Raw genomic sequence first — 24,612 nt, forward strand, 5'->3', positions numbered from 1 at the left:
TGACATGTCGCGTATTGGACGTCTTCCCATCGACATCCCCGCCGGCGTCACCGTTTCGGTGAACGGCCGGGAGGTCAACGTCAAGGGCCCCAAGGGCGAGCTCGCGCTCACCGTTGCGCAGCCCCTCGAGGTGTCGGTCGAGGAGAACCAGGTTCTCGTCACCCGCCCCGACGATGAGCGCGAGTCGCGGTCGCTCCACGGCCTGACCCGCACCCTCATCAACAACAACATCATCGGTGTCACCCAGGGCTACTCCAAGGGCCTCGAGGTCGTCGGCACGGGTTACCGCGTGGCGCAGAAGGGCAGCTCGATCGAGTTCGCCCTCGGCTTCTCGCACCCCGTCCTGATCGACCCGCCCGCGGGCATCACCCTCACGGTCGAAGGCAACAACAAGGTCACCGTGAGCGGCATCGACAAGCAGGCCGTCGGCGAGGCCGCCGCCAACATCCGCAAGATCCGCAAGCCCGAGCCGTACAAGGGCAAGGGTGTGCGGTACGCGGGCGAGGTCGTGCGCCGCAAGGCCGGAAAGAGTGGTAAGTGACCATGGCTGTCAAGACAAAGTCTGTCGCTCGTGCTCGTCGTCACGCGCGCCTTCGCAAGAAGGTCGTCGGCACCGAGCTGCGCCCCCGCCTCGTCGTGACGCGTTCGGCGCGCCACGTGTTCGTCCAGGTCGTGGACGACAGCAAGGGCCACACGGTGGCCTCCGCCTCGACCCTCGAGACCGACCTGCGCGGTTTCGACGGTGACAAGACCGCCAAGGCCCGCAAGGTCGGCGAGCTCGTCGCCGAGCGTGCCAAGGCCGTGGGCGTCTCCGACGTCGTGTTCGACCGTGGCGGCAACCGCTACGCCGGACGCGTCGCGGCGATCGCCGACGGAGCTCGCGAAGGAGGGCTGAACCTGTGAGTGACAACAAGGAGACCGAAGTGACCGAGCAGACTGCACCGGCTGAGGGTGCGGCTGCGGCTCAGGCCCCCGCCGAGCGCGAGCGCGAGCCCCGTCGCGGTGGTCGCGAGCGCAACACCAACCAGCGCGACCGTGGTTCGCGCGACCGCAACGAGAGCCAGTTCCTCGAGCGCGTCGTCACCATCAACCGCGTCTCGAAGGTCGTCAAGGGCGGCCGTCGCTTCAGCTTCACGGCGCTCGTCGTCGTGGGTGACGGCAACGGCGTCGTGGGTGTCGGCTACGGCAAGGCCCGCGAAGTCCCCCTCGCGATCTCGAAGGGTGTCGAAGAGGCCAAGCGCAACTTCTTCCGCGTCCCCCGCTCGGGCTCGACCATCCCGCACCCCGTCCAGGGTGAGGCCGCTGCCGGTGTGGTGCTCCTGCGCCCCGCCGCCGCCGGTACCGGTGTTATCGCCGGTGGTCCCGTCCGCGCCGTCCTCGAGTGCGCCGGTATCCACGACGTCCTCTCGAAGTCGCTCGGTTCGTCGAACACGATCAACATCGTGCACGCGACCGTCGAGGCTCTGAAGTCGCTCGAGGAGCCCCGCGCCGTGGCCGCCCGCCGTGGCCTGGAGTTCGACCAGGTCGCCCCGGCCCGCCTCGTGCGCGCCGAGGCCGCCGCTCAGAAGGTAGGTGCCTGATGGCCGAGCGTCTGAAGGTCACGCAGATCAAGTCCAAGGTGAGCGAGAAGCAGAACCAGCGTGACACGCTGCGCTCGCTCGGTCTCAAGCGGATCGGCGACTCGGTCGTCCGTCCCGACGACGCGCAGACGCGCGGTTACGTCAAGACCGTCGCCCACCTCGTCAAGGTTGAGGAGATCGACTAATGGCTGCCAAGAAGGACGAGACCGCCACGGTCGACGCCCCGAAGAAGTCGACGGCCGGCAAGACGGCCGCCAAGAAGGAAGCCCCCGCGGCGCGCCCCGGCGTGCTGAAGGTCCACCACCTGCGTCCCGTCCCGGGCGCTCACACCGCGAAGACCCGTGTCGGTCGCGGTGAGGGCTCGAAGGGTAAGACGGCCGGTCGCGGTACCAAGGGAACCAAGGCCCGTTACCAGGTCAAGGTCGGCTTCGAGGGTGGGCAGATGCCGCTGCACATGCGCACCCCGAAGCTCCGCGGCTTCAAGAACCCGTTCCGCGTCGAGTACCAGGTCGTGAACCTGGAGAAGCTCGCCGAGCTCTACCCGCAGGGCGGCGACGTCACCGTCGCCGACCTCGTGGCCAAGGGTGCCGTCCGCAAGAACGAGAAGGTCAAGGTGCTCGGCACCGGCGACATCTCGGTCGCGCTGACCGTTTCGGTCGACAAGGTCTCCGGCTCGGCTGAGCAGAAGATCGTCGCCGCCGGCGGCTCCGTCAACTGACGCCCGACCCCGAAGGGGCCGGCGGCCTTACGGCCGTCGGCCCCTTCTGGGTTAGTCTGATTTGGTGTGCGCCCCGTCGCGCGCCGAGATCGTTCTGGAGGATTCTCCCTTGTTCAGCGCCATCGCGCGGGTTTTCCGCACGCCCGACCTGAGGCGGAAGATCGCCTTCACGCTGGGCATCATCGCCATCTACCGGCTGGGTGCCCACGTGCCGACGCCCTTCGTCGACTTCCCCAACGTTCAGCAGTGTCTGAACCAGTCGGGGGGCACCGAGGGCCTGCTCTCGCTGGTGAACCTGTTCTCGGGCGGTGCGCTGCTGCAGCTGTCGATCTTCGCGCTGGGCGTGATGCCGTACATCACGGCGACGATCATCGTGCAGCTGCTGCGCGTCGTCATCCCCCACTTCGAGACGCTGTACAAAGAGGGTCAGGCCGGTCAGGCCAAGCTCACGCAGTACACGCGCTACCTCACGATCGCGCTGGCGCTGCTGCAGTCCACGACGCTGGTCACCGTCGCCCGCTCGGGCCAGCTCTTCGGTTCGGCCGGCGTGCCCGAGTGCCAGCAGCTGCTCACCAACGACATCTGGTGGGCGCAGCTGCTCATGATCATCACGATGACCGCCGGTACCGGCCTGGTCATGTGGTTCGCCGAGCTCGTCACCGAGCGCGGCGTCGGCAACGGCATGTCGATCCTCATCTTCACCTCGATCGCCGCCACCTTCCCCGGCGCGATGATCTCGATCCTCAACGCCCGCGGCGTCGAGGTCTTCCTCCTCGTCCTCGCCGTCAGCGTCGTCATCGTCGGCCTCGTCGTCTTCGTCGAGCAGTCGCAGCGCCGCATCCCCGTGCAGTACGCCAAGCGCATGGTCGGCCGCCGCACCTACGGCGGCACGAACACCTACATCCCGATCAAGGTCAACATGGCCGGCGTCGTGCCCGTCATCTTCGCCTCGTCGCTGCTGTACATCCCCGCGCTGATCGCGCAGTTCAACCAGCCGCAGGCGGGCCAGGAGCCGCAGCCGTGGGTCACGTGGATCTCGCAGTACCTCACGCGCGGCGACCACCCGCTGTACATGCTGATCTACTTCCTGCTGATCATCGGCTTCGCGTACTTCTACGTCGCGATCACGTTCAACCCGGTCGACGTCGCCGACAACATGAAGAAGTACGGCGGCTTCATTCCCGGCATCCGTGCGGGCCGTCCCACGGCGGAGTACCTCGACTACGTGCTCACGCGCATCACGCTGCCGGGCTCCATCTACCTCGGCCTCATCGCGCTGCTGCCCCTCGTGGCGCTCGCGACGGTCGGTGCCAACCAGAACTTCCCGTTCGGCGGCGCCTCGATCCTCATCATCGTGGGTGTCGGTCTCGAGACGGTGAAGCAGATCGACGCGCAACTCCAGCAGCGTCACTACGAAGGGCTGCTGCGATGACCGCGCGTCTTCTGATCGTCGGACCCCAGGGTTCCGGAAAGGGAACGCAGGGCGTCCGCGTCGGCGAAGCCCTCGGCATCCCCGTCGTCTCGACGGGCGACGTCTTCCGCGCCAACGTCAAGGACGGCACGGAGCTCGGCCTGCAGGTCAAGTCGATCATCGACGGCGGCGACCTGGTCCCCGACGAGCTCACGAGCGCCGTCGTGCGCGATCGTCTCGCCCAGCAGGATGCCGCGGACGGATTCCTGCTCGACGGGTACCCCCGCAACCTCGCGCAGGTGCTGCACCTCGACGAGTTCCTCGAGGGGCGCGACGAGTCCCTCGACGCCGTCATCGCTCTGGTCGTCCCGCGCGAGGAGTCCCTGTCGCGCCTGACCGCGCGCGCGGCCGAGCAGGGTCGCGCCGACGACACCGAGGAAGCGATCGCGACGCGCCTGGGGATCTACGAGCGGGAGACCGCCCCGATCCTCGACGTCTACGGCACGCGCGGCATCGTCGACGAGATCGACGGCGTCGGCAGCCTCGACGAGGTCACGGCCCGTATCTTCGCGGCGCTCGACGCGCGCGGCATCTCGGCTCGCTGACGTGGGACTGCGTTCCTCGATCTACAAGAAGCCGGCCCAGCTGCGCTCGATGATCGAGCCCGGGCTGATCACCGCTGACGCGCTCGACGCCGTCCGCCGTCTCATCGAACCAGGCATCACCACCCTCCAGCTCGACGCGGAGGCCGCGCGGGTTATCGGCGCCCGCGGGGCGAAGTCGAACTTTCAGATGGTGCGCGGCTACCGGCACACCATCTGCGCGTCCGTCAACGAGCAGGTGGTGCACGGCATCCCGAACGACCGCGCGCTGCGCGCGGGCGACATCCTGTCGATCGACGCGGGCGCCGAGTTCCAGGGATGGAACGGCGATTCGGCGTTCACGGTGATCGTCCCCGGGGAGGCGCCCGCAGAGGTCGTCGCCCCTCGCCGTCGCCTGTCGGAGGTCACCGAAGGCTCGCTGTGGGCGGGTATCGCCGCCCTCAGTCGCGCGACCCATCTCGGCGAGGTGGGTGCCGCTATCCAGGCGTACATCGAGCAGCACGCGCCCGACGGCGGGTACGGCATCCTCCGCGACTATGTGGGGCACGGCATCGGACGCAAGATGCACGAGTCGCCGAGCATCTTCAACTACGCGGTCGACGATCGCGGTCCAGAAGTCCGCCCCGGGCTGGCCGTGGCGATCGAGCCCATGGTCGTCATCGGAGACCAGCAGACGCTGGTCGAAGACGACGGGTGGACGGTGTCGACCGTCGACGGCACAGACGGCTCCCACTGGGAACATAGTGTCGCCGTGCATGATGGAGGAATCTGGGTCCTCACCGCTCACGACGGCGGTGCCGAGAAACTGGCGCCGTTCGGCGTGGTGCCGAAGGAGATCGACTGATGATGATGGCGGCTGTCCGCAAGTCCACGAACTGGTTCGCGATCGGGATCACGGCGGCTGTCGTCGTCGTGGTGCTGATCATCGGGGGAGTGGTCTTCTTCGCCAACAGCCAGGCGACCTCGCCGGGGACGCTGCCGCAGTCGTCGGCGGTCGACACCGAGACCGGAGCGATCTCGGTCGGCTCGGGCGAGAAGACGGTCGACACCTACGTCGACTTCATGTGCCCGGTCTGCAACTCCTTCGAGCAGGCCTACGGACCCACCCTGCAGCAGCTCGCGGATGACAGCACCATCACGCTGAAGATCCACCCCATCGCCATCCTCGACCGCCTGTCGCAGGGGACGCAGTACTCGACCCGTGCGGCGAACGCCGCCTACTGCGTCGCCGTCGACGACGCGGCGAACATCCCCGCCTTCGTGAAGGCGATGTACGCCCAGCAGCCCAAGGAGAACACCTCGGGCCTCGACGACGCCACGCTGGCCTCCATCGCGACCACCGCCGGAGCCTCGGATGCCGTGACCTCGTGCATCAACGACGGCACGTACACGAAGTTCGTCACCGCGATGACGCAGAAGACGCCGGTCCAGCCCGGTCAGAGCGGGGTCGCCACCCCGACCATCGCGGTGAACGGCACCGTCCTGTCGAACCAGAACGACCTGTCCGGCGACCCGCAGAAGGACATCGTCGCCCGACTCAACGGGTGAGGCGTCCCCCGGCGAGTTGCCGGGGGAAGTAATACCACGTATGCTTGATCTTTGGTGCGTTGCGCCTTCATTGGCGTGTCGAAGCACCGAATCCCCATCCACCGCAGACCGGCCGGTCTGCAACTGAGCGTGAGCGAGTTTATGGCGAAGAAAGACGGTGTCATCGAGATCGAGGGCACGGTGTCCGAGGCACTGCCCAACGCGATGTTCCGTGTCGAACTGACGAACGGTCACAAGGTGCTCGCCACCATTTCGGGCAAGATGCGGCAGAACTACATCCGCATCATCCCGGAGGACCGCGTCGTCGTCGAACTGAGCCCCTACGACCTCACCCGCGGTCGTATCGTCTACCGCTACCGCTGAGTCCGGCCGAGAAGTAACGAGCCGCGCAGCGGTCTCGAAGACAGCGAAACAGGAACATCATGAAGGTCAACCCCTCCGTCAAGCCCATCTGCGACCACTGCAAGGTGATCCGTCGCCACGGGCGCGTGATGGTGATCTGCAAGAGCAACCCGCGCCACAAGCAGCGCCAGGGCTGAGCTTCCAGCTCGACACCTTTTCAACTGAATACACACCGGCAGGATCAGATCCCATCCGCGCGAGCGGGCGGGGGACACCTCGGGGCGGAGGCCCGAGCACCGATCCTGCTCCACACCTCCACGACACTCTGAGGAGAGCCGCATGGCACGTCTCGCCGGCGTCGACATCCCGCGCGACAAGCGCGTGGTGATCGCACTTACTTACATCTACGGCGTGGGTCGCACCCGCTCCGTCGAGATCCTGAACGCCACTGGCATCAGCCAGGAGATCCGCGTCAAGGACCTCACCGACGACCAGCTGGTCGCGCTCCGCGACCACATCGAAGGCACCTACAAGGTGGAGGGTGACCTCCGTCGCGAGGTGGCCGCCGACATCCGCCGCAAGGTCGAGATCGGTTCCTACGAGGGCCTGCGCCACCGCCGCGGCCTCCCGGTGCGCGGTCAGCGCACGAAGACGAACGCGCGTACCCGCAAGGGTCCCAAGCGCACCGTCGCCGGCAAGAAGAAGGCGCGCTAAGCCGCGGGCTGAGCGTCAGGATTCAGGAGAACGCACATGGCACAGGCCAAGTCCGCCGCGCGCAAGCCGCGCCGCAAAGAGAAGAAGAACATCGCCGTGGGTCAGGCCCACATCAAGTCGACGTTCAACAACACCATCGTTTCGATCACGGACCCCTCGGGCGCCGTCATCAGCTGGGCCTCGTCCGGCGGTGTCGGGTTCAAGGGCTCGCGCAAGTCGACGCCGTACGCCGCCGGCATGGCCGCGGAGTCGGCCGCTCGCCAGGCCCAGGAGCACGGCGTCAAGAAGGTCGACGTCTTCGTGAAGGGTCCGGGTTCGGGTCGTGAGACCGCGATCCGCTCGCTGACCGCTGCCGGTCTCGAGGTCGGCTCGATCCAGGACGTGACGCCGCAGGCCCACAACGGCTGCCGTCCGCCCAAGCGCCGCCGCGTCTGACGCGATCGTTCCCGGGGAGTGCTCGTCACTCCCCGGGAACGCCGCGCTCGCGCGCGACTCAGACTTCCGGATGCCGAGAGCCCGCCGTCGCGGTCGACCGGCATCCCGCGAGTACAACTCAACACCTCACCCCATTACACGTGTCATATAGCGGGCACGTGATCGAAAGGAACACATAGTGCTCATCGCACAGCGTCCCACTCTGACCGAGGAGAAGATCGGGGAGTTCCGCAGCCGTTTCATCATCGAGCCGCTCGAGCCCGGCTTCGGTTACACGATCGGCAACGCGCTGCGCCGCAGCCTCCTCTCGTCGATCCCCGGCGCGGCCGTCACGAGCATCCGCATCGACGGCGTCCTGCACGAGTTCAGCACCATCCCGGGCGTGAAGGAAGACGTCACCGAGATCATCCTGAACATCAAGCAGCTGGTCGTCTCGAGCGAGCGCGACGAGCCCATCACGGCGTACCTGCGCAAGACCGGCGCCGGTGAGGTCACCGCCGCCGACATCTCCGCTCCGGCGGGTGTCGAGGTGCACAACCCCGAGCTGGTCATCGCGACGCTCAACGACACCGCCAAGTTCGAGCTCGAGCTGACGATCGAGCGCGGCCGCGGCTACGTCTCGGCGACGCAGAACCGCAACGAGTACGCCGAGGCCGGTCAGATTCCGATCGACTCGATCTACTCGCCCGTGCTCAAGGTCAGCTACCGCGTCGACGCCACCCGTGCCGGTGAGCGCACCGACTTCGACAAGCTCGTCCTCGACGTCGAGTCCAAGGCCTCCATCGCCCCGCGCGACGCCGTGGCCTCGGCCGGCCGCACCCTCACCGAGCTGTTCGGTCTCGCCCGCGAGCTGAACGTCGAGGCCGAGGGCATCGAGATCGGCCCCGCGCCGGTCGAGACCGTCCTCTCGAACGAGCTGTCGATGCCGATCGAAGACCTCGACCTCTCGGTCCGCTCGTACAACTGCCTCAAGCGCGAGGGCATCAACACCGTTTCGGAGCTGGTCGCCCTTTCGGAGACGCAGCTGATGAACATCCGCAACTTCGGTCAGAAGTCGGTCGACGAGGTGCGCGACAAGCTCACTTCCCTCGGCCTTTCGCTCAAGGACTCGGTGCCCGGCTTCGACGGCGCCCAGTTCTACAGCGGCTACGACGAAGAGACCGTCTGACCCCGTCGGACCCGACCGAACCTTTCCCTGGAGTAACACGACATGCCCAAGCCCACGAAGGGTCCCCGCCTCGGAGGCGGCCCGGCCCACGAGCGTCTGCTTCTCGCGAACCTCGCGGCAGCTCTTTACACGCACAAGTCCATCAAGACGACCGAGACCAAGGCCAAGCGCCTTCGTCCGCTCGCCGAGCGCCTGATCACCTTCGCCAAGCGCGGCGACCTGCACGCGCGTCGTCGCGTGCTGAGCGTCATCGGCGACAAAGAGGTCGTTCACACCCTCTTCACCGAGATCGCGCCCCTGGTGGCCGAGCGTGACGGCGGCTACACCCGCATCACCAAGGTCGGCAACCGCAAGGGCGACAACGCCCCGATGGCCGTGATCGAGCTCGTCCTCGAGCCCGTCGCCAAGAAGACGCCGACCAAGGCCGCCGCGGCTCCCGCCGCCGCTGCTCCGGCCGCTGAGGAGCCCGCCGCGGAAGAGCCCGCCGCCGAGGAGACCTCGACCGACGAGGCCGCCGCCGCCGGCGCCGAGTCGCCCGAGGAAGGCGCGGCCGCCGAGGCCGCCGCCGACGACGCCGTCCAGGACGACGCCAAGGCCTGAGCCTCTCGCTCGCACGAAACCCCCGCCCTTTCGGGCGGGGGTTTCGTCGTTCCACCCCGCCCTCGGTCGGGCCCTCGTCGTTCGCCCTTCCGCCGCGCTCGTAGGCTGGACGGGTGCGCATTCGCCTCGACATCGCCTACGACGGCGCCCACTTCCGGGGGTGGGCACGCCAGCCCGGCCTGCGAACGGTCCAGGGCGTCCTCGAGGACGCCCTCGCGCGGATCGTCGGCGGCGGGCCCCGCCTCATCGTGGCCGGCCGCACCGACGCGGGGGTGCACGCCTCCGGTCAGGTCGCCCACCTCGATCTCGACCCCGATCAGGCCGCCCGCCTGCCACGCCGACGTCGAGACAACGACGAGTCCGACGCCGTCGCTGCTCTCGCCGGCCGCGTACGCGGCGTGCTGGGCGCCTATCCCGATGTGACGGTGCGGAGGACGTCCCGGGCTCCCGAGGGCTTCGACGCGCGGTTCTCCGCCGTCTGGCGGCGGTACACGTACCGTCTGGCGGACGCGGCGACCGCCTACGACCCTCTCGACCGCGCCCGCACCACCACGCTCCGCAGCGCTCTCGACGTCGAGGCGATGGATGCCGCGGCCGGGCGCCTCATCGGACTCCACGACTTCGCGGCCTACTGCAAGGCGCGCGAAGAGGCGACGACGATCCGCACCCTGCTCGAGTACGACTGGCACCGCGGGGCGGACGGGGTGCTGGTCGCGAACGTCCGTGCCGACGCGTTCTGCCACAGCATGGTGCGTGCGCTGGTGGGGGCGTGCGTGGCGGTGGGGGAGGGGCGCATCGAGATCGACGACGTCGTCGCCATCCGCGACGCGCGACTGCGTATCCCCGAGACGAAGGTCCTCGCCGCCCGCGGTCTCGTGCTCGCCGAGGTGGGCTACCCCGCCGATGAGCTGCTCGCGGCGCGCGCCGAGCAGACGCGCAACCGGAGGGATGCCGACGACGCGGCATCCTGATTCGCCCTCCCCGACCCCGCGCAACCCCCGCAGGTGGCCATCGGCGCAGGTCGTATGCTGACCAGGCCATGAAGGTCATCTCGTACAACCTCAACAAGCACCGCGCGGCGGGGGAGCTCGACGCGCTCGTCGAAGAGCACGAGATCGACGTGCTCTGTCTGCAGGAGTGCGACGCCACCGACATCCCGGAGCGCATCGGCGGCCTCCGTCTCGCCGAGGCCACGCAGCGCAACCGGCTCGGACTCGCGCTGTACTTCCGCGAGAACACGTTCCGCGCCGAAGAGGTGCGGGCCATCGCGCTGAAGAAATCCCTGCACGACTACGTCCTGAAGCCGGCCGAGGAACGCATGCTCGGGGTCCGCCTTCGCGACATCGATCAGGGGCGCGACGTGATCGTCGCCTCGTTCCACGCGGCGCCGCTCACGGCGCTGAACTCGCTGCGTCGTCACCAGATCCGGACAGCGCTCACCGAACTGCAGAACCTGGGACCGGGGCTCCCCGCCCTCATGGTGGGCGATTACAACTACCCCGTCTTCAAAGAGAACCTCGGTCAGAAGGTGCGTGATCAGGGGTACGAGCTCACCCTGAGCGACACCCGGACGTACACGCGGTACCGGTTCTTCCGCGGCCACTACGACTTCGCGACGTCGGTGGGCTTCGACATCGCGCACATCAAGACCCTGCCCCAGGGGCTGAGCGATCACCTGCCGATCCTCATCACGGCGCAGGTGTCGGCACCGCACTCGCCGCTGCGCGACTAAGCGGTCGGACACGACGAAGAGGGGGCCGTCTGCGGACGGCCCCCTCTTCTCTCGGGTGGGGTATCAGCTCTTGCTGGCGCGGCGGCGGCGGACGACGGTGCCGATGCCGACGGCCGCGCCTCCGGCGAGAAGGGCCGCGCCGGTCAGCCACAGGCCCGTCGTGCTGCCCGCGTCGAAGCCGGTGACGGCGAGCCCGCCTCGAGCCGGCGCGCTCGGCGCTCCCGCCGCGTTCACCGTCACGCTCGCGTGGAGGACCACTCCGCTCTGCGTTCCGGTGAACGTGAAGGAGTAGACGCCTTTCGCCGTCGTGGGGAAGCGGACCTGGGCGTTCAGGTTGCCGTTGATCGCCTGAGAACGCAGCGTGTCGTTCGTCTCGGTCGTGACCGAGGCGAGCGCGAGGCCCTTGGCCGCCGTGCCGGTGGCCGAGATGGCGATGTCTTCGCTGCCCTGGAACGCGGCGCGGCCGGTCGTGAACGTCACCACTCCGCCGGGCGTGGCGACCGAGGGCGATACGGTCACGACGGCAGGGTCGGTGTAGGCGTTGGCGGCTGTCGGTGCCATCAGCGCCGCTGCGGCGAGCGACAGCGCGGCGACGGCCCGGATGATCGTGGTCTTCATGGTGTGCCCCATCTGCTTGGCGTGGTCGAGCCGGTGATCGAAGCGGAACGCGCCGCTCCATCGGGAGTCTTCCCCACGACCGGGGAGGGACTCGGCGCGTCGAGGCCGCTTTCACGCCCCGCCTCACCGGACTTCACCCGCGACGGGCGTCTCATCCGGCTCCCTCGAGCGTGGGGCACGCACCCGTTCGGGCCACCTCCGTCGGATCGCTCGTCGGCGTCGAGACGACGTCCAGCCGCGGCGTCGTCGGGATCCGTACGTCCAGCTCCAGCACCCCGGAGCGGCCGGGCGCCAGCTGGACCGACCACTTGACGACGGGCAGACCATCGTGCGTCCCGTCCGCGAAGCCCGAGGGGGTGTCGTCGTCCGATGTCGTGCGTCGGGCGGTCACCTCGGCGCCGCGCGGGAGATAGACGTAGACACCGGTCAGCGCGTCGCCGACGGGCACTCCGTAATCACCGCCGCCCGTGACGTAGGCGGGGAGAGTCGCGGGATCTGGCGCGCCGTTCCGGAGGGCCACGCGGACGACGACCCGGTCGTCGCCGCACCATCCGGCCTCGATGTCCGGATGGAGGTAGTAGTCCATCTTGGACCCCGTGCCGTCGTCGAGATACACGCCGATCGTGGTGCGCTCCCCATCGGAGGCGGGGAGCGCCCCCTGCAGCGTCGAGCCGTCCAGAACGGACTGGTCGGCGGCATCCGCGTTCCACACCAGCACGCGACGCTCGGCTCCCGCGCGCGTCAGGGCGTCGACGAGGGCCGCCGGGTCGCCGCGCCCCTCGACCAGCGCTTGGAACACGGCCGAGGATGCGCTCTGGAAGAACGCGTCCTGCGCGCGCGGATCGGAGAAGCGCCGGTAGACCTCGTCGAGCAGCAGAGGGACGGCATTGTCAGCGGTGAGCTCGTCGCCGGTCGGAAGGGTGACCGGTCCTGTCGCCCGCAGCAGGTAGGAGAGGGTCACGGGGTCGACGGCGACCACGGCGTCGACGTCGACCCCGTGCGTCCGTCTCCACATCTCGCGGGCGATCTGCGCTCCGAGGGCGAAGTCGGGGATCTGCGTGGTGTTCTGCAGATACCGGGCCGGTCGCGTGTCGAAGATGCCGCGGACGTCGTCCGGCAGGGTGAGCGCGGGATCGTGGGCGAACGCGGCGAAGTCGCCGCTCGAGGCCTGCGCGGTGAGCGCGAGGTGCCCCTCCGTGGAGTCGACCTGCGCGACAGCGCCCACCACGCCGCCGAGGGAGCGCCATTCGGCATTGTTCTGAAAGAGCAGGAGCGTCGATCGAGGGCCGTCGGCCCCCAGCATCCGCGGAAACAGGATCGTCGCTCGCCGCAGGGCGTCGCTGTCGGCGGCGGCGCGCTCGAGCGTGGCTGAGGTCGAGGACACCGCGGAGGCGAGCGAGCCGAGGAGAGGAGCGGCATCGATGGCCGACACGCGATCGGCCGCCCCCTGCAGCACGCCTGCCGCGTCGGAGACGGCTGGCGCCGCGGACGCGACACGGGCGACGTCGATCGCCCCGTCCGGGCCTCGCAGGGCATCGGGTGCGAGGAGCTGGGCCGCGGTGCGAAGCGGAGGAGCGGCCTCGGATGCCACGTCGTCGACCGCGGCGGCGGTGACCGACAGCGCGGCCAGTTGCGGGCCGATCCAGGGCAGCGCCTGCGCGGCGGACCAGATCGGATCGTCGGTGAGGGAGCGGGCCGCGGAGGTGTCGGCGGCCGCGTCGCTGAGACGCTCGATGGCTCCGGCCGGATCCTGCGCGTCGGCCGTCGCCGCCGCGACCGTCGCCTCCGCCGACCGGAGGTGCTGGACGGCCACCGCCCCGCGCACGCCGATCCACGCGGCGAGTCCGGCGCCGAGGACGAACACGCCGAGCACGGCGGAAGCGAAGACCGTGGCTGTGCGAACACGACGGGGTGCGGAAGAAGAGCGCGTCACGCGCACACGATAGGTGCTCGTCGGCGGTCGCCCCGCACGGGGCACCTACACTGAAGAGAACGATCCGGGGGAGGACGAATGAGGCTCGCAACGAGGCGCGGGAGGCTTGCCGGCGCCGCAGCGCTGTTCGTCACGGGCGCGCTCGCGCTCTCCGGGTGCGGTGCCCCGCCCTGGGCCCAGGGTTCGGACCAGGCGTCTTCGTCGCCCTCCCCGACGGCGACGGCGAGTGCGGTTCCGCAGCCCGTCCGCAACGATCTGTCGAGCGGCTCCACGCAACGGCCGCTCACCGCGGGAGCCGTCAGCGCCACGGTGGATTATTGGTCGACGCTGTCGATGGACCGGTGGACGCCGACGGCCCTCAAACCAGTCAGCCTGTCGATGGTGACGACGGTGTCGCCCGATGACGGGCAGAAGGTCTATCTGCAGCGCGCGACGATGACGGCCGTCCCGGGCAACGCCGCACAGTCGTTCTCGCCGCTCGCCGCGCAGTCCGATCAGACGGACGCCCCCGGATACCTGGTGCTCGCGCCGTACAGCTATTCGCAGACGTTCAACGTCGGAGAGGTGCCGGCGGATGCCACATTCGTCACCCTCCAGTTCACCTTCGAGTTCTTGGTTCAGACCACCCCGACGTCGAACGAGTTCGCCAAACAGACCGCGAGCGACAGCCTGACCGTCGCCATCGCCGGCGGCGGCGAAACCACGACGGGCTGATCAGGCCCGTACGCGCTCCCAGCGATCGCCGCCCTGGCGGGTCGCTTCGAGGGCCGCACGGTCGGCTTCGACGATGAGGGTCGGCAAGTCGAAGTCCGCCATCTCGGCGGGGACCCATCCCACGCTCGCCGACACCTGGACGCCGACGTAGCCGGACGAGTCGATCTCGGTGATGCGGCGAAGGAGCGTGCGGACCTGTTCGCGGAGGATCGAGTCCGGCCGGGCCACGACGACCACCACGCGCCCGCGGACCTCGCGTCCGAGGTCCGCCTCCGCGGGGAAGGTCTCGGCGACGACGGTCTCGAAATCGCCGACCAGTCGCATCCACGCGTTCTCTCCGGCGGCGCTGCGCAGGTGCTGGGGGTCGTCGAGTCGGACGGTGAGTACGGCCCAGCTCTCTTCTCGAGAGCGCGCGGCACGACGCAGGCGAGCGGACGCGGTGACCACGAAATGCGGCCACGACGACGCCGCCCGCTGCCCGGCGGGCGAGACGGAGGTGAAGTACAGCAGGGAGACGGTCGCGCAGACCAGGAAGACCAGCATGGCCAGCCCGTTGAGGATGCGCGCCAGGGAGAGGTCTCCGATGCTGGCGGGGGCGGAGAGCCCGGAGACGAGGATGGCGACGCCGAGTGCGACGAAGGCCGCCGAGACGATCGCCAGCGGCAGGGCCAGCCTCTCGAGCCGGTCGGCGGCGTGACGCATTTCGCCGAGGGTCAGACCGGCGAAGACGGCCGCCCCCACGAAGGCGATCCGGAAGGCCAGCCCGTACGCGCTGAGATCGGTGACGGTCACGAAGACGGCGGCCGTGACCACGGCCTGCAGGGCGCCGATCCAGGGCATCGAGCGCACACCCCGCCGGGCCCGGAAGCCCGACCAGATGAGGGCCGGGGCACCGAGCATGAGTCCGAGTCCCGCGCGCCGCACGGTCTCGTCGTCGAGAATCGCGCCCGTCACCGAGACCCAGGTGCTGGTCATCGCGAGGACGAAGGCGAGCGACCACAGCAGCGCGGAACGCGAGGGGCGGTGCAGGAACCCCAATCCGATAATCATGACCGTTCCCAGGGTGGCGACGGTGGCCTGCGCGAGTCCGAGATTGGACAGCACGTCGCTGGGGGTCATGCGGCCTCGGCCTCGGTGCGCACAGAGAGGATGACGGTCACCGTGGTCCCGGAGCCCAGCTCGCTCTCGAGGAAGAGGGACCCGCCCTGCTCTTCGACGATACTGCGGATGATGCCCATCCCCAGGCCCGTGCCGGGGGTCGAGCTGTCGCGCACACTCTGGGCGCGGAAGTAGGGGTCGAAGACGCGTGCGAGATCGTCGGGGTGGATACCGATACCCGTGTCGGCGAATCGCAGGATCACATCGTCTGGGGAGACCTCTCCGGAGATGCGGATCGATCCTCCGGCGGGGGTGTACTTGATCGCGTTGCTGAGGATGTTGTCGAACGCCTGCCGGAGACGGAACGCGTCGCCGAGGACTTCGGCCGAGGGCGGGAGCTCGTCGATGACGCTCACGCGGCGCGCGGCGGCCGCGGGGCGGAAGGATGCCAGGGACGACGCGATGATGCGGCTCGCGTCGGCCGTGGCGGGCGCCGTCTGATCGCGGAAGACGCCGCGGGAGTTCGCGAGGATCTCGGAGATCAGCTTCTGCATACGTTCGCCCGCCCCGGCGATGACCTCGATCTGCTCGCGCACCTTGGGGGAGAGGTCGGGGTCGTCCAGAGCGAGGTCGGCGTGACCGACGATCGCGGTGAGCGGATTGCGCAGTTCGTGCGAGACCGTGGCGGCGAGGCGCTCTCGCGCCCGCTCCGCCTCGATCAGGGCGGTGATGTCGTGGACGATCAGCAGCGTGCTCTCGGGCTCGTCCGACGAGATCAGGCGGCGCGTCGACACCGACAGCGCGTGCCAGTCCCCGTGGGTGTCGAAGAGCCACACGCGTTCGTCGTCGAACTGCTCCCCGCGGGCCGCGCGCGCGAAGGGCCGCTCGGCTTCGGGCAGCGGATCCCCGCGGAGCGTCGCGTACTCGACCGCCGCGCCCGGCCGCTGGGGCTCGTCGCGCTCGACCCCGTAGAGGTCGACGTACGTGTCGTTGAGGGCGAGGACCTCTCCGTCGGCGGACAGGCGGGCGATACCGGTGTCGAGACCGTTGAGCATCTGCGAGACGCGCCGCTCCTGACCGGACACGCGCTGGAGGGTCCCTTGAAGACGACTGGCCTGTCGACGGAGGAGCTGTTTGAAGGCGCGCGTCTGCCGAGCCGACAGGAAGGAGGTGATGGCGATGAAGGTCAGCGACAGCAGCACGACGATCAACCGGAGGGCGGTGACGGGCCCGGTCGCGTTGACCGTCGCGTCGACGACGATGAGCACGCCGACCGCGCCGAGCGCCGAGATGAGGTAGGCGAGTGCGAAGTGGGTGGCGATCCAGATGATCGGGAACACCCAGAAGAACCCGAAGCGGAGGTCGGTGCCGAAGCTCAGCAGGCCGATCCCGATGATGTCGCCGAAGGGGATCACCGCGACAGCCGCGCGGGGGAATCTGTGCCAGGGCACCACGATCGCCACGGCGGTGAGGGCGATGACGACCCCGACTCCCGAGGAGAACGACCAGAGCGAGAAGAGGGTCGGTTCGAGTGCCTGGACGAGAAGGACGGTGATGACCACGCTCGCGCCGAGGACGAGTTGGAGCAACCAGACCGAGCGGGTGCGGCTGCTGGGGCTCGCGTCGTCGTCGTCGTGTCCCCCTCCCGCAGCAACCGCCGGTGGGACGTTCCTCACGGATGCCATGTGATCGAGTGTATAGAGAGTGGTGTAGTCTTCTGCGCGCCATCCTGTCTCTGCTCGCCGCTCGCGATCCGCGCATCACGACGACCGGTCAGACTCCCCCTGAGGCCTGCATCCCGCAGCGTGATGGTCGTTCAGCGACCTCTGCGCATCCTGCGCTGATCCTCAGGAGTACACCGTGAGCATGCCCTTCCGCCGTCGCGCCCGCGTGATCGCATCGGCCCTCGCCGTGGCCGTCGTCGTCCCCACGGCGTTGACCGGCTGCACGCAAGTGGCCGACCTCTTCAACGCGCTGCCCGGACAGGTCGGCGGAGGCGGCCAGTCCGTCGTCGTCGCGACCCCGGAGCCCGCGGCCAGCGCGACCGCGAAGCCTTTCGACTCGCAGTTCACCTACGACGGCTCGGTGTCGCTGACCTCGGAGGTCGCGGACGGTCTCGAGGTGCGCCTGGACGTATGGGCCGACAACCCCAAGCGCACGATGGAGTGGACGTCGACCAACGAGAAGCAGTTCGGATTCGCGATCAACGTCGTCGATAAGCGCGTGGACGAGAAAGCGGTCCTCACGCAGAAGCGGCGCGTGTATCTGTCCTCCGTGTCGATCAGTTCCCAGACGGCGCAGACGAGCGGGCAGGTGTCCAACCCGTTCCAGTTCAGCGCAGATCCCCGCACGCTGGTCCCGTCCGACACGCTGCGTTCCGATCGTGGACTTCTCCTCAACAGCTTCCAGGGTGGTCTGCTCGTTCCCACGACCTCGATCCGGCAGCTCCCGAACGACACGTACGGCATCACGCTGGAGTTCGCCCTGAACGTCGCCGTCGAGGGCACCGCGAACACGGACTCTTCGTTCTCGCAGCAGACGGTGTATCAGTACCTGCCGATCGCCATTTACAGCGACGGTGGCCAGGCGGCCTCGACGGGCACGACCGGGACCTCCTCCAGCACCGGGCGCGCTCCCGGATGGGGACAGGGCACCGGGTCGAACTGAGCGGCCGCTCGGGCCGGTCAGTCCTCGCGCTGCTCTTGACGCGGGCGTGGTCGGAGGGCGTCCATCAGGAGAGAGAGTTCGTCCACGTCGGCGACCAGGCGATGCTCGAACGTCAGGTCGGGCACGTCGGCGTAATCGATCTCGGGCATGCGCCGCGCGAAGGCCACGCGTACGTCCCGCTCGAGCTCGGCGGTGTCGGACGCCGCGGGAGCGATCGCGAACACCGTGTCGCGTCCCGGCATCCCGCAGGCGGCGTCCTCGAGGGAGTCCTCGAGCGCGGCGGACACCGCGCGCAGGATCATGTCCGCCCGTTCGGCGCTGTGGGCCGCGCGGATCAGATCGATCTCCGGCACCCGCACGAGCGTCGCGCGAACGCTCTGCCGGGTCGCCAGCATCCGAGCGGCCGCGCGGCGGAGCACGCCCCGGTCGTGGGCGCGCGTGCCGGGTGCCGGGGCGTCGTCGAGTTGGCGACCCAGGCGCACCACGGACACGGACACGAGGACGATGGCGACGGCGCTGACAGCGGCAGTCGTCTCGGCGGAGACGGGACCGCGTCCGATCAGGGGGCCGACTCCTGCGACGCCGACCACGATGAGGCGGGAGAGGTTGTACGCGGCGTAGACGCCGAGCGTCCATGACAGCACCCGCGCCCCCGACAGGGCGCCGAGGGGTCGTCGCGCGAGCTCGAGTGCACTCAGCGCGCCGAATACCGTCAGTCCGGCCGTCTTCAGCAGCGTCGCATCGTCGAGGGGGATGAGGAACGTGAAGCCGAGCATGAGCACGGCGCCCGCGGCCGTGCTGACGGCGCCGATGGCGCGACGGCGATTCAACCGCCGCGCTCCGGCCCAGATGAGCCCGACGGCGACGAGGTTGGTGGCGTTGCCGATCGCGGCCGCCGTGTCGCCGCCCCCGGCCGTTTCGAGGATGTTCATCGCCCCGCACAGCAGCGCGGCGATCGCCGCCCCGCCGAAGTAACGCACCATGTCGGCGCGGGGACCGCCACGGTCGTCCTCGGGTCGACCGTGGGCTAGGAAGAGCATCGTCAGCGCGAGACCCGCCGCGGCGATGGAGGCCAGGAGAGCGAGGAAGATCACGGGGTCGCGTCTCCTTCGGGGGGACCGCCCGCAAATCTTGAGGAAATCTTGCGGGGAAGGTGTTCGTGTGCGGTGGTCGCGTTGCGGCGAACCTACCAGAGTGGGACATGGCCGATACGCCGATACACCGACAGGAAGACATCGCCATGACCGATGCGCGCAGCTTCACCCCCACCACCCGGGAATTCAACCTCCACGCGGGTGAGTTGGCGGCAACGTCGACGGCGGAGGAGCACGGCTTCGCGGATGACTTCGCGGCGGTCCTCGAGAACACGTCGGTCCACCGCTCGACCATCGGGTGCGTCATCCCCGCGTACAACGAGGAGGAGTCGATCGCCGATGTGATCGAGGCCCTCCTCGCCCAGACCCGCGTGCCGGATGTCATCCACGTGGTCGTCAACAACACCTCGGATGCCACGGTGAAGATCGCGTCCGAGTACAGCGGCCCGCACGAGCTGCACACCGAGCTCGGCGAGCAGTTCACCGAGGTCTTCGTACACGACATCGGAAAGAACCCCGACAAGAAGGTCGGCGCGCTCAACTACGGCTACTCGCTCGTCGAGGGCTATGACTACCTCCTCGGCGTCGACGGTGACACCATCGCCGACACGAAGGCCGTCGAGTATCTCGAGACCGAGGCGGTGTCGGACTCGCGCATCGGCGGGATCTCCGCGATCTACACGATCGACGACAAGCCGATCAAAGGCGTCATCGCCCGGTTCCTCACCGCCGGTCAGCGCACGCAGTTCGCGGCGTTCAACCTGCAGAACATGCTCCGCGGCCGCAACATGGCGGTCCTCGGCGGGCAGTTCTCGATCTTCTCCACCAACGCCCTGCGCGACGCGATGAAGCAGAACCACCAGTCGACGCCGTGGGTCAAGGACTCGGAGGTGGAGGACTCGCTGCTGTCGCTCCAGATCAAGAGCGCCGGCTACCTCACCAAGATCAGCCCGTACGCGCGGGCCGACGTGGGCGGCATGACCACGCTGTCGGGATACGACGCTCAGCAGGTCAAGTGGACCTACGGCGCGATCGAGCTGATGTGGCCCGGCCAGCGCGGTGACACCAAGGGGCAGCCCTTCCACCCGAACCTGCGCCTGCGGTGGTTCGAGAACTTCGGCATGCTGACGAACCTGTTCGTGCGTGTGGCGTTTCTGACGCTGTTGGCGGGCTCGCTGTCGATCGGCGCCTTCGTCTTCTCGCCCCTGTGGCTGATCCCGCCGGTGATCGCCATGCTGCTGAACCTCCGCATCGCGCGCACCATGAAGAACTGCAACCGCAGCGACGTACTCTTCGCGGTGCTCTTCTTCCCCGCGGAGCTGTTCATGTGGATCCGCATCAGTCACTTCGTGCGCTCGTGGACCCGCTTCCTCTCCCGCAAGAAGGTCGACAACTGGGCGATGCAGGCCAAGGCCGAGCGCGGTGGCGGTCTCGGTCACTGGACGCCGATGGTCGTCCTCATCGCCGTGGCCATCGCCCTCGCCGTGATCTGGGTCATGGTCGGCCCCATGGTGCAGTCCTCGATCCTCTGGATCGGGTGGCCCATCGTCGGTGTGGTCACCGTCCTGCAGACCCTCCTCATGTTCTCCAAGCTCGTTCGTCGCCAGCACGGCTTCAAGGTCTGACGAACACCGGATCTGATCGCGCCCGAACGCATCAGAGACACGGATGCCTCGGCCCTGGGGAGGGTCGAGGCATCCGTTATGTCGTCGGGGGAGCTCAGGGGGCGGCCAGCAACTCCGAGGTGAGGCGATAGCCGACTCCGCGAACGGTCTCGATGTACCGGGGGTTGGCCGGGTTGTCGCCCAGCTTGCGACGCAGGTTTGTCATGTGCGCCTCGATCGCGCGCTTGTCGGCCTCTCCGACGAAGTAGCTGGTCACGTAGGACTCCCCCCGGAGGACGAGCGTGAGATCGGCCTTGCTGCGCACGCGCCGCTTCGACTCCATGAGCGTGGCGAGCAGGTCGAACTCCGTGCGGGTCAGGTCGAGCTCCTCCCCGCCGACACGGACCAGGCGGCTGTCGGGGTCGAGCTGCAGGTCGCGGTGCGCGACCCAGGATCCCCCCGTGGGGGTGAGATCCCCGGCCGCGGGGCGTGGCACCAGCTCGGTCCGCGGGCCGGCCGCCGGGGCGGGAGCCGTGCGCGGCTCGGGTCCCTGCGACGACGGCACGATGACCGCGGCGCTCGGAGCCGGGGCGGGCGCCGCGGGCGGCGGGGTGGCGACGTCGGGACGCGCTGCGGGGAACGACGGACCGACGCTGTCCTGGCGGGGCGCGGCGGACGGCTGCGCCTCTCCGCCCCGGGGGCGTCGGAGCAGCGCTTCGATGCGCGCACGCAGTTCGCGCGGGCGGAACGGCTTGACGACGTACTCGTCGGCCCCGGCGCCCAGCCCGAGCACGACGTCGGCCTCTTCTTCGAGGCCGGTCAACATGATGATGTACGTGTCGCTCTGCTGACGGATGCGGCGCGCCGCCTCGAACCCGTCGATGCCCGGCATGTTCACGTCGAGCGTGGTGATGAGGGGCTGGTAGGCGATGACCGCCCGCACCCCGTCGATTCCGTTCCCGACCGACACGGTGGAGAAACCGGCCGATTCGAGGACCTCGACGAGGAGGTGTCGGATGTCCGGGTCGTCCTCGACGATCACCGCGGTCTTCAGCAACTCGGAGCTGTCGCTCATTTCACCCACTCTTCCGGCTTCGCACGAGGTCGTGCCCGCGTTCTCCCCCGAGACACGGTGTTCGTCACTTGGCACAGCGACGAGCGCAATCTTGACACACTTCGCGGCGAAGTCGCCCGTCCCGCACCAGACGGGGGGAAGTCGCGGAGCGGTCAGCGCTGTTCGCGCGTGAGCTCCGCAGCCGCGGAGGGCCACCAGGTCCCGGCCGTGGGGCCGCCGTTGCACTCGCCGTCGCTCTCGCCGGGCGGCTTGATCCAGAGGTTCGTGTCGACGACGCCGTCTCCGAACGAGCCGCCGGGGCTGCCCACGAGTCGATCGGAGGGATTGCACCATTCGCTTCCCGCGGGGCCGGCGCCGTTGCGCGAGGTGTCGATCACGGCGTGCGTTCCGCCCAGGGCGTCGGAGAGGGCGTGGGCGTAGGCGAACTCCGCCGCGGTGTCCTGGTAGTTCGAGACGTTGAGTGCCACTCCGCGAACGTCCGGCAGGAGCCCGGTGGCGCGGATGAGGTCGGCCATCTCGTTGACCGGATGCCAGGACGAATGCCCGCCGTCGAGGTAGATCCACGTGTTGATCCCGCGGATGTTGTCCACGGCATCCTTCAGATATCCGGCGCGGTCGGAGGGGCTGCCGCACGTCGACGAAAGGGCGATGCTGTCGGGCTCGAGCACGACGATCTTCTGGACGTCGGAGGCGTTGCCGAGGGCATCGCCGATGCGGGCGGTCCACGCGCGGTAGGCGTCGGGGTCTAGACCCCCCGCGGAGTGGTTGCCGCAGTCCCGGTCGGGCAGACCGTAGACCGCGACGGAGAGGGCGGCATCCTGGTCGCGCGCTTCGGCGGCGAGGTGCGCGATCCGGTCCCACACCTCGTCGACGGGGTCGATCTCCGGGGTGAGCCAGTACGTCGTGGGCTGCGCCGCGAGCCACTGCGCGGCGGCCTGCTCGTCGGCACTGCCCTCCGCGGACTGCGCCGCTTGGGCGGCCTTCGATTCGTCGGGGGCGACGATGCGCGTGTCGACGGCCGGCGGGCGAGCGGCGAGCGTTTGGAAGAGCGTGCTCACCAGATTTCCGACGAGCGCGATCGCCGCGATCACGGCGACCAGCGCGACCACGGCGAGGATCACCAGAACGGCGCGCGGGACGCGGCGCCGAGGGCGGGTGAATCGCGGGAGTCGGGGCACGGTGAGCACTCTAGTTGAGGTGTCGAGAAGGTGACGGCGGGGTAGTTAACCGGGTGAAGGGTTGTAGTCTCTTCTGGTGGGAAAACTGGTTTACAACACCCTGGGTCACTCCTTCGATATCGAGGACCGCACGCTCTCCCACCTCCGCATGGTCTTCATGAACAAGCTGCGCCGCGGGGAGCCGTTCATGTTCCACTTCCCGCTCGGTGACGGCAGTGGAACGCGCAGCCTGTGGATCTCGCCCTCGATCCCCCTGGTGTTCCACTTCTACGGCAGCCGGGCCCCTCAGCTGAATCGCCGGTGGATCGACGACCTCATGAACGAGGCCAGCTCCGCGCACGGCCTGGTCATCACGAACGAGCCGGAGCCGGAGACGATCTCGGCCCCCTGAGGCCGTCAGCGGCATTCCGCATCGACGACCTCGCGCACGCGGTCGAGGAAGAGCGCGAGCTGTCCCGCCGTATCGGTGGGCAGGTCGAGAGCGAACTCGCGGATGCGGGCGGTGACGGGGTCGATCGCGTCGGGGTCGAGGTCTCGATCGAACGGCACCACGAACTTGCTGCGCCGATCGGCCGGGTTCGCGACGAATCCGATGAGCCCCCCGGCGTGCAGCCGATCGAGCATGCCGGTCACCGAGGCCGTCGAGATCGCGAGGGATTGCGCGATCTCGGTGGGCGTGATGGTGGTGCCGGCGTCGGCGCGTTCGAGGATGAGCCGCATCGCTGCCCGCGCGTTCTCGCTCGGCCCGCACTCGGTCTGACGACGACGCGCCAGGCGAGCCTCGGCGAGGCGGAGACGTTCGACCGCCTGTGCAGCGGTCGTCGCGGGGTCGTGTGCGGTCTCGATCGTCATGCGTCTCCTCCGGGTCTGGCCCCCGTGGCGCCATTCTAGTTCGGTCGCCGAGATTCCAGATGTCCAAACTATTTCCCGCCCCCGTCCAAGAAGTCCGTCTTCCGCATATTTCCCGGGAATTCATTTGGTGATAGTTAGGCAATCTAGTAAAATAAGAGAAGCTGGCATCCTCGGAAGGAGGAGCTGATGGGCTCTCTGTTCTACGGTTCCTCCGAGCGCGCGATTCACATCCCCGACCGGGTCCTCGCTCACATCAAGGTCGTCATCGCGACCAAGCTGCGGCGTGGCGAGAGCTTCACGATGTCGTGGCGGCATCCGTCCGGTGAAACCGCCGGCCGCAGCACCATCTGGATCCAGCCGTCGATCCCCCTGCGGTTCGTCTTCGGCTCCATCGAGCCGGAGATGCTCGATCCCGCCCTCCTGCAGGCGTACGCGAACTCGGCGAACTCGTCGAGCGGACTCACCGTCGACATCGACGTCCACGACGCCGCCCCCGCAGCGGCGGAGGCGCCCTGAATCACGACCGCGCTGCGGTCTGATCGGTCGGGCCGTACGGCTCAGGCGCGGGCGGAAGCGTGCCGGTGCGCGATGGCCGACACCCACTGCATCCCGGGGCACGGGGAGCGTTGCGCCCGCGCATCCGCTCCCACGCCTCGACGTAGATGCCCTCGAGCATGCGGTTCGCCTTGTCGGCGACTCCCGTGAGCGACAACAGGATGGCGTAGACGCGCGGCGCGGTGGCGTCGTAGAACGCGACGAACGCGTCGCAGTCGCCGGAGGCCGCTCGCACGAGCAGCTGGTCGAGATCGTCCTCGCGGGTCGCGGGGGACTCGGCATCCGTCATGGTCATGGGCACCTCCTCGACCGCCGTGTTCACAGTCAACCTCGCCGCGTCGTCCGAGGCCGGGGGTTGCGCAATCGGGACGCGT

At 68.8% G+C, this 24,612-nt stretch carries 31 protein-coding genes; 22 read left to right on the forward strand and 9 right to left on the reverse strand.

The genetic code is table 11. From position 1 onward, the window contains the following. Window positions 1-4 precede the first annotated feature (4 nt). The 17 genes from rplF (at window position 5) to AB1K56_RS10625 (ending at window position 10,850) form a co-directional block, all read left to right on the forward strand. Entirely contained in the window at window positions 5-541 is a 537-nt protein-coding gene (gene rplF / locus AB1K56_RS10545) for a 50S ribosomal protein L6 (RefSeq protein ID WP_136585941.1), read from the forward strand. 2 nt (window positions 542-543) lie between these two features. After that, the gene (gene rplR / locus AB1K56_RS10550; RefSeq protein WP_043361012.1) at window positions 544-903 is read left to right on the forward strand and encodes a 50S ribosomal protein L18; all 360 of its coding nucleotides are present in this window, start codon (window positions 544-546) and stop codon (window positions 901-903) included. Next, entirely contained in the window at window positions 900-1,580 is a 681-nt protein-coding gene (gene rpsE, locus AB1K56_RS10555) for a 30S ribosomal protein S5 (RefSeq protein ID WP_056226274.1), read from the forward strand. Before rplR ends, rpsE begins: the two co-directional genes overlap by 4 nt. Beyond that, a complete protein-coding gene (gene rpmD, locus AB1K56_RS10560; protein WP_013583998.1) occupies window positions 1,580-1,765 on the forward strand; it encodes a 50S ribosomal protein L30 in 186 nt (61 codons plus the stop codon). The genes rpsE and rpmD overlap by 1 nt, the downstream gene beginning before the upstream one ends. After that, window positions 1,765-2,298, forward strand: a complete 534-nt coding sequence (rplO, locus tag AB1K56_RS10565) for a 50S ribosomal protein L15 (RefSeq protein ID WP_136585940.1) — start codon at window positions 1,765-1,767, stop codon at window positions 2,296-2,298. Before rpmD ends, rplO begins: the two co-directional genes overlap by 1 nt. A 109-nt stretch (window positions 2,299-2,407) precedes the next feature. Further along, a complete protein-coding gene (secY, locus tag AB1K56_RS10570; RefSeq protein ID WP_136585939.1) occupies window positions 2,408-3,730 on the forward strand; it encodes a preprotein translocase subunit SecY in 1,323 nt (440 codons plus the stop codon). Continuing rightward, window positions 3,727-4,314, forward strand: a complete 588-nt coding sequence (locus tag AB1K56_RS10575) for an adenylate kinase (protein WP_371205601.1) — start codon at window positions 3,727-3,729, stop codon at window positions 4,312-4,314. Before secY ends, AB1K56_RS10575 begins: the two co-directional genes overlap by 4 nt. Before the next feature lies 1 nt (window position 4,315). Continuing rightward, window positions 4,316-5,155, forward strand: a complete 840-nt coding sequence (map, locus tag AB1K56_RS10580) for a type I methionyl aminopeptidase (RefSeq protein WP_371205602.1) — start codon at window positions 4,316-4,318, stop codon at window positions 5,153-5,155. After that, window positions 5,155-5,859 carry a thioredoxin domain-containing protein gene (locus tag AB1K56_RS10585; protein WP_205822656.1) on the forward strand — a complete coding sequence of 235 codons (705 nt, stop codon included), beginning with the start codon at window positions 5,155-5,157 and terminating at the stop codon, window positions 5,857-5,859. Before map ends, AB1K56_RS10585 begins: the two co-directional genes overlap by 1 nt. A gap of 141 nt (window positions 5,860-6,000) precedes the next feature. Then, window positions 6,001-6,222, forward strand: coding sequence for a translation initiation factor IF-1 (gene infA / locus AB1K56_RS10590; RefSeq protein WP_013583992.1), 222 nt, complete (start codon window positions 6,001-6,003; stop codon window positions 6,220-6,222). A 59-nt stretch (window positions 6,223-6,281) separates the two neighbouring features. Next, window positions 6,282-6,398, forward strand: a complete 117-nt coding sequence (gene rpmJ, locus AB1K56_RS10595) for a 50S ribosomal protein L36 (protein WP_005050492.1) — start codon at window positions 6,282-6,284, stop codon at window positions 6,396-6,398. Window positions 6,399-6,540: 142 nt separating this feature from the next. After that, on the forward strand, window positions 6,541-6,915 hold the full coding sequence (gene rpsM, locus AB1K56_RS10600; protein ID WP_076673723.1) for a 30S ribosomal protein S13: 375 nt from the start codon (window positions 6,541-6,543) through the stop codon (window positions 6,913-6,915). 36 nt (window positions 6,916-6,951) lie between these two features. Next, on the forward strand, window positions 6,952-7,350 hold the full coding sequence (gene rpsK / locus AB1K56_RS10605; RefSeq protein ID WP_013583990.1) for a 30S ribosomal protein S11: 399 nt from the start codon (window positions 6,952-6,954) through the stop codon (window positions 7,348-7,350). A 178-nt stretch (window positions 7,351-7,528) separates the two neighbouring features. Continuing rightward, entirely contained in the window at window positions 7,529-8,518 is a 990-nt protein-coding gene (locus tag AB1K56_RS10610; RefSeq protein WP_076673725.1) for a DNA-directed RNA polymerase subunit alpha, read from the forward strand. Window positions 8,519-8,560: 42 nt separating this feature from the next. After that, the gene (gene rplQ / locus AB1K56_RS10615) at window positions 8,561-9,118 is read left to right on the forward strand and encodes a 50S ribosomal protein L17 (protein ID WP_371205603.1); all 558 of its coding nucleotides are present in this window, start codon (window positions 8,561-8,563) and stop codon (window positions 9,116-9,118) included. A 113-nt stretch (window positions 9,119-9,231) separates the two neighbouring features. After that, a complete protein-coding gene (gene truA, locus AB1K56_RS10620; RefSeq protein ID WP_371205604.1) occupies window positions 9,232-10,089 on the forward strand; it encodes a tRNA pseudouridine(38-40) synthase TruA in 858 nt (285 codons plus the stop codon). Between the two features lie 68 nt (window positions 10,090-10,157). Continuing rightward, window positions 10,158-10,850 carry an endonuclease/exonuclease/phosphatase family protein gene (locus AB1K56_RS10625; protein ID WP_371205605.1) on the forward strand — a complete coding sequence of 231 codons (693 nt, stop codon included), beginning with the start codon at window positions 10,158-10,160 and terminating at the stop codon, window positions 10,848-10,850. 63 nt (window positions 10,851-10,913) lie between these two features. Here AB1K56_RS10625 and AB1K56_RS10630 read toward each other — a convergent pair whose 3' ends face one another. Then, window positions 10,914-11,468: a hypothetical protein gene (locus AB1K56_RS10630; RefSeq protein ID WP_371205606.1), complete on the reverse strand. Its 555-nt coding sequence runs from the start codon at window positions 11,466-11,468 to the stop codon at window positions 10,914-10,916. 151 nt (window positions 11,469-11,619) lie between these two features. Continuing rightward, the gene (locus AB1K56_RS10635) at window positions 11,620-13,401 is read right to left on the reverse strand and encodes a DUF4012 domain-containing protein (RefSeq protein WP_371205607.1); all 1,782 of its coding nucleotides are present in this window, start codon (window positions 13,399-13,401) and stop codon (window positions 11,620-11,622) included. A 78-nt stretch (window positions 13,402-13,479) separates the two neighbouring features. On the opposite strand from AB1K56_RS10635, the gene AB1K56_RS10640 reads away from it, so the two are divergent. Next, the gene (locus AB1K56_RS10640) at window positions 13,480-14,115 is read left to right on the forward strand and encodes a hypothetical protein (protein WP_371205608.1); all 636 of its coding nucleotides are present in this window, start codon (window positions 13,480-13,482) and stop codon (window positions 14,113-14,115) included. On the opposite strand, the gene AB1K56_RS10645 is transcribed toward AB1K56_RS10640, so the two are convergent. Together AB1K56_RS10645 and AB1K56_RS10650 are read right to left on the reverse strand one after the other, a co-directional pair. After that, window positions 14,116-15,234, reverse strand: coding sequence for a hypothetical protein (locus tag AB1K56_RS10645; protein WP_371205609.1), 1,119 nt, complete (start codon window positions 15,232-15,234; stop codon window positions 14,116-14,118). Further along, on the reverse strand, window positions 15,231-16,898 hold the full coding sequence (locus tag AB1K56_RS10650; protein WP_371205610.1) for a sensor histidine kinase: 1,668 nt from the start codon (window positions 16,896-16,898) through the stop codon (window positions 15,231-15,233). The genes AB1K56_RS10645 and AB1K56_RS10650 overlap by 4 nt, the downstream gene beginning before the upstream one ends. Before the next feature lie 181 nt (window positions 16,899-17,079). On the opposite strand from AB1K56_RS10650, the gene AB1K56_RS10655 reads away from it, so the two are divergent. Further along, window positions 17,080-17,880, forward strand: a complete 801-nt coding sequence (locus AB1K56_RS10655) for a fructose 1,6-bisphosphatase (protein WP_264630622.1) — start codon at window positions 17,080-17,082, stop codon at window positions 17,878-17,880. Window positions 17,881-17,897: 17 nt separating this feature from the next. Here the strand turns inward: AB1K56_RS10655 and AB1K56_RS10660 are convergent, their stop codons facing one another. Next, window positions 17,898-18,974: a hypothetical protein gene (locus tag AB1K56_RS10660; protein WP_371205611.1), complete on the reverse strand. Its 1,077-nt coding sequence runs from the start codon at window positions 18,972-18,974 to the stop codon at window positions 17,898-17,900. A gap of 146 nt (window positions 18,975-19,120) precedes the next feature. Here AB1K56_RS10660 and AB1K56_RS10665 point away from each other — a divergent pair, with 146 nt between their 5' ends. Continuing rightward, window positions 19,121-20,599, forward strand: a complete 1,479-nt coding sequence (locus AB1K56_RS10665; RefSeq protein WP_264629998.1) for a glycosyltransferase — start codon at window positions 19,121-19,123, stop codon at window positions 20,597-20,599. Between the two features lie 94 nt (window positions 20,600-20,693). Here the strand turns inward: AB1K56_RS10665 and AB1K56_RS10670 are convergent, their stop codons facing one another. Next, on the reverse strand, window positions 20,694-21,653 hold the full coding sequence (locus tag AB1K56_RS10670) for a response regulator (protein ID WP_371205612.1): 960 nt from the start codon (window positions 21,651-21,653) through the stop codon (window positions 20,694-20,696). Between the two features lie 152 nt (window positions 21,654-21,805). Then, on the reverse strand, window positions 21,806-22,831 hold the full coding sequence (locus AB1K56_RS10675; protein WP_371205613.1) for a glycoside hydrolase family 6 protein: 1,026 nt from the start codon (window positions 22,829-22,831) through the stop codon (window positions 21,806-21,808). A 76-nt stretch (window positions 22,832-22,907) separates the two neighbouring features. Between AB1K56_RS10675 and AB1K56_RS10680 the strand changes: the two genes are divergently transcribed. Next, a complete protein-coding gene (locus AB1K56_RS10680) occupies window positions 22,908-23,222 on the forward strand; it encodes an ATP-dependent DNA ligase (protein ID WP_136585925.1) in 315 nt (104 codons plus the stop codon). Between the two features lie 5 nt (window positions 23,223-23,227). On the opposite strand, the gene AB1K56_RS10685 is transcribed toward AB1K56_RS10680, so the two are convergent. Beyond that, complete coding sequence (locus tag AB1K56_RS10685; protein ID WP_136585924.1) at window positions 23,228-23,683, reverse strand: MarR family winged helix-turn-helix transcriptional regulator; 456 nt, start codon at window positions 23,681-23,683, stop codon at window positions 23,228-23,230. 186 nt (window positions 23,684-23,869) lie between these two features. Between AB1K56_RS10685 and AB1K56_RS10690 the strand changes: the two genes are divergently transcribed. Next, on the forward strand, window positions 23,870-24,199 hold the full coding sequence (locus AB1K56_RS10690) for a hypothetical protein (protein WP_371205614.1): 330 nt from the start codon (window positions 23,870-23,872) through the stop codon (window positions 24,197-24,199). A 1-nt stretch (window position 24,200) separates the two neighbouring features. Here the strand turns inward: AB1K56_RS10690 and AB1K56_RS10695 are convergent, their stop codons facing one another. Then, window positions 24,201-24,533 (reverse strand): hypothetical protein, encoded by a 333-nt coding sequence (locus tag AB1K56_RS10695; RefSeq protein WP_371205615.1) that lies wholly within the window; start codon window positions 24,531-24,533, stop codon window positions 24,201-24,203. Window positions 24,534-24,612 lie beyond the last annotated feature (79 nt).

The sequence above is a fragment of the Microbacterium sp. BWR-S6Y genome, assembly GCF_041379845.1.
Taxonomy (GTDB): Bacteria; Actinomycetota; Actinomycetes; order Actinomycetales; family Microbacteriaceae; genus Microbacterium; species Microbacterium hydrothermale.

Coding starts and splice junctions, on each gene's coding strand:
- AB1K56_RS10630 (WP_371205606.1), bottom strand. CDS start 11,468: ATGAAGACCACGATCATCCGGGCCGTCGCCGCGCTGTCGCTCGCCGCA.
- rplR (WP_043361012.1), top strand. CDS start 544: ATGGCTGTCAAGACAAAGTCTGTCGCTCGTGCTCGTCGTCACGCGCGC.
- rpsM (WP_076673723.1), top strand. CDS start 6,541: ATGGCACGTCTCGCCGGCGTCGACATCCCGCGCGACAAGCGCGTGGTG.
- AB1K56_RS10645 (WP_371205609.1), bottom strand. CDS start 15,234: ATGACCCCCAGCGACGTGCTGTCCAATCTCGGACTCGCGCAGGCCACC.
- AB1K56_RS10625 (WP_371205605.1), top strand. CDS start 10,158: ATGAAGGTCATCTCGTACAACCTCAACAAGCACCGCGCGGCGGGGGAG.
- rplF (WP_136585941.1), top strand. CDS start 5: ATGTCGCGTATTGGACGTCTTCCCATCGACATCCCCGCCGGCGTCACC.
- AB1K56_RS10695 (WP_371205615.1), bottom strand. CDS start 24,533: ATGACCATGACGGATGCCGAGTCCCCCGCGACCCGCGAGGACGATCTC.
- AB1K56_RS10585 (WP_205822656.1), top strand. CDS start 5,155: ATGATGATGGCGGCTGTCCGCAAGTCCACGAACTGGTTCGCGATCGGG.
- AB1K56_RS10650 (WP_371205610.1), bottom strand. CDS start 16,898: ATGGCATCCGTGAGGAACGTCCCACCGGCGGTTGCTGCGGGAGGGGGA.
- AB1K56_RS10690 (WP_371205614.1), top strand. CDS start 23,870: ATGGGCTCTCTGTTCTACGGTTCCTCCGAGCGCGCGATTCACATCCCC.
- AB1K56_RS10640 (WP_371205608.1), top strand. CDS start 13,480: ATGAGGCTCGCAACGAGGCGCGGGAGGCTTGCCGGCGCCGCAGCGCTG.
- rpmD (WP_013583998.1), top strand. CDS start 1,580: ATGGCCGAGCGTCTGAAGGTCACGCAGATCAAGTCCAAGGTGAGCGAG.
- AB1K56_RS10575 (WP_371205601.1), top strand. CDS start 3,727: ATGACCGCGCGTCTTCTGATCGTCGGACCCCAGGGTTCCGGAAAGGGA.
- rplO (WP_136585940.1), top strand. CDS start 1,765: ATGGCTGCCAAGAAGGACGAGACCGCCACGGTCGACGCCCCGAAGAAG.
- AB1K56_RS10655 (WP_264630622.1), top strand. CDS start 17,080: ATGCCCTTCCGCCGTCGCGCCCGCGTGATCGCATCGGCCCTCGCCGTG.
- rplQ (WP_371205603.1), top strand. CDS start 8,561: ATGCCCAAGCCCACGAAGGGTCCCCGCCTCGGAGGCGGCCCGGCCCAC.
- AB1K56_RS10670 (WP_371205612.1), bottom strand. CDS start 21,653: ATGAGCGACAGCTCCGAGTTGCTGAAGACCGCGGTGATCGTCGAGGAC.
- infA (WP_013583992.1), top strand. CDS start 6,001: ATGGCGAAGAAAGACGGTGTCATCGAGATCGAGGGCACGGTGTCCGAG.
- rpmJ (WP_005050492.1), top strand. CDS start 6,282: ATGAAGGTCAACCCCTCCGTCAAGCCCATCTGCGACCACTGCAAGGTG.
- rpsK (WP_013583990.1), top strand. CDS start 6,952: ATGGCACAGGCCAAGTCCGCCGCGCGCAAGCCGCGCCGCAAAGAGAAG.
- AB1K56_RS10685 (WP_136585924.1), bottom strand. CDS start 23,683: ATGACGATCGAGACCGCACACGACCCCGCGACGACCGCTGCACAGGCG.
- AB1K56_RS10665 (WP_264629998.1), top strand. CDS start 19,121: ATGACCGATGCGCGCAGCTTCACCCCCACCACCCGGGAATTCAACCTC.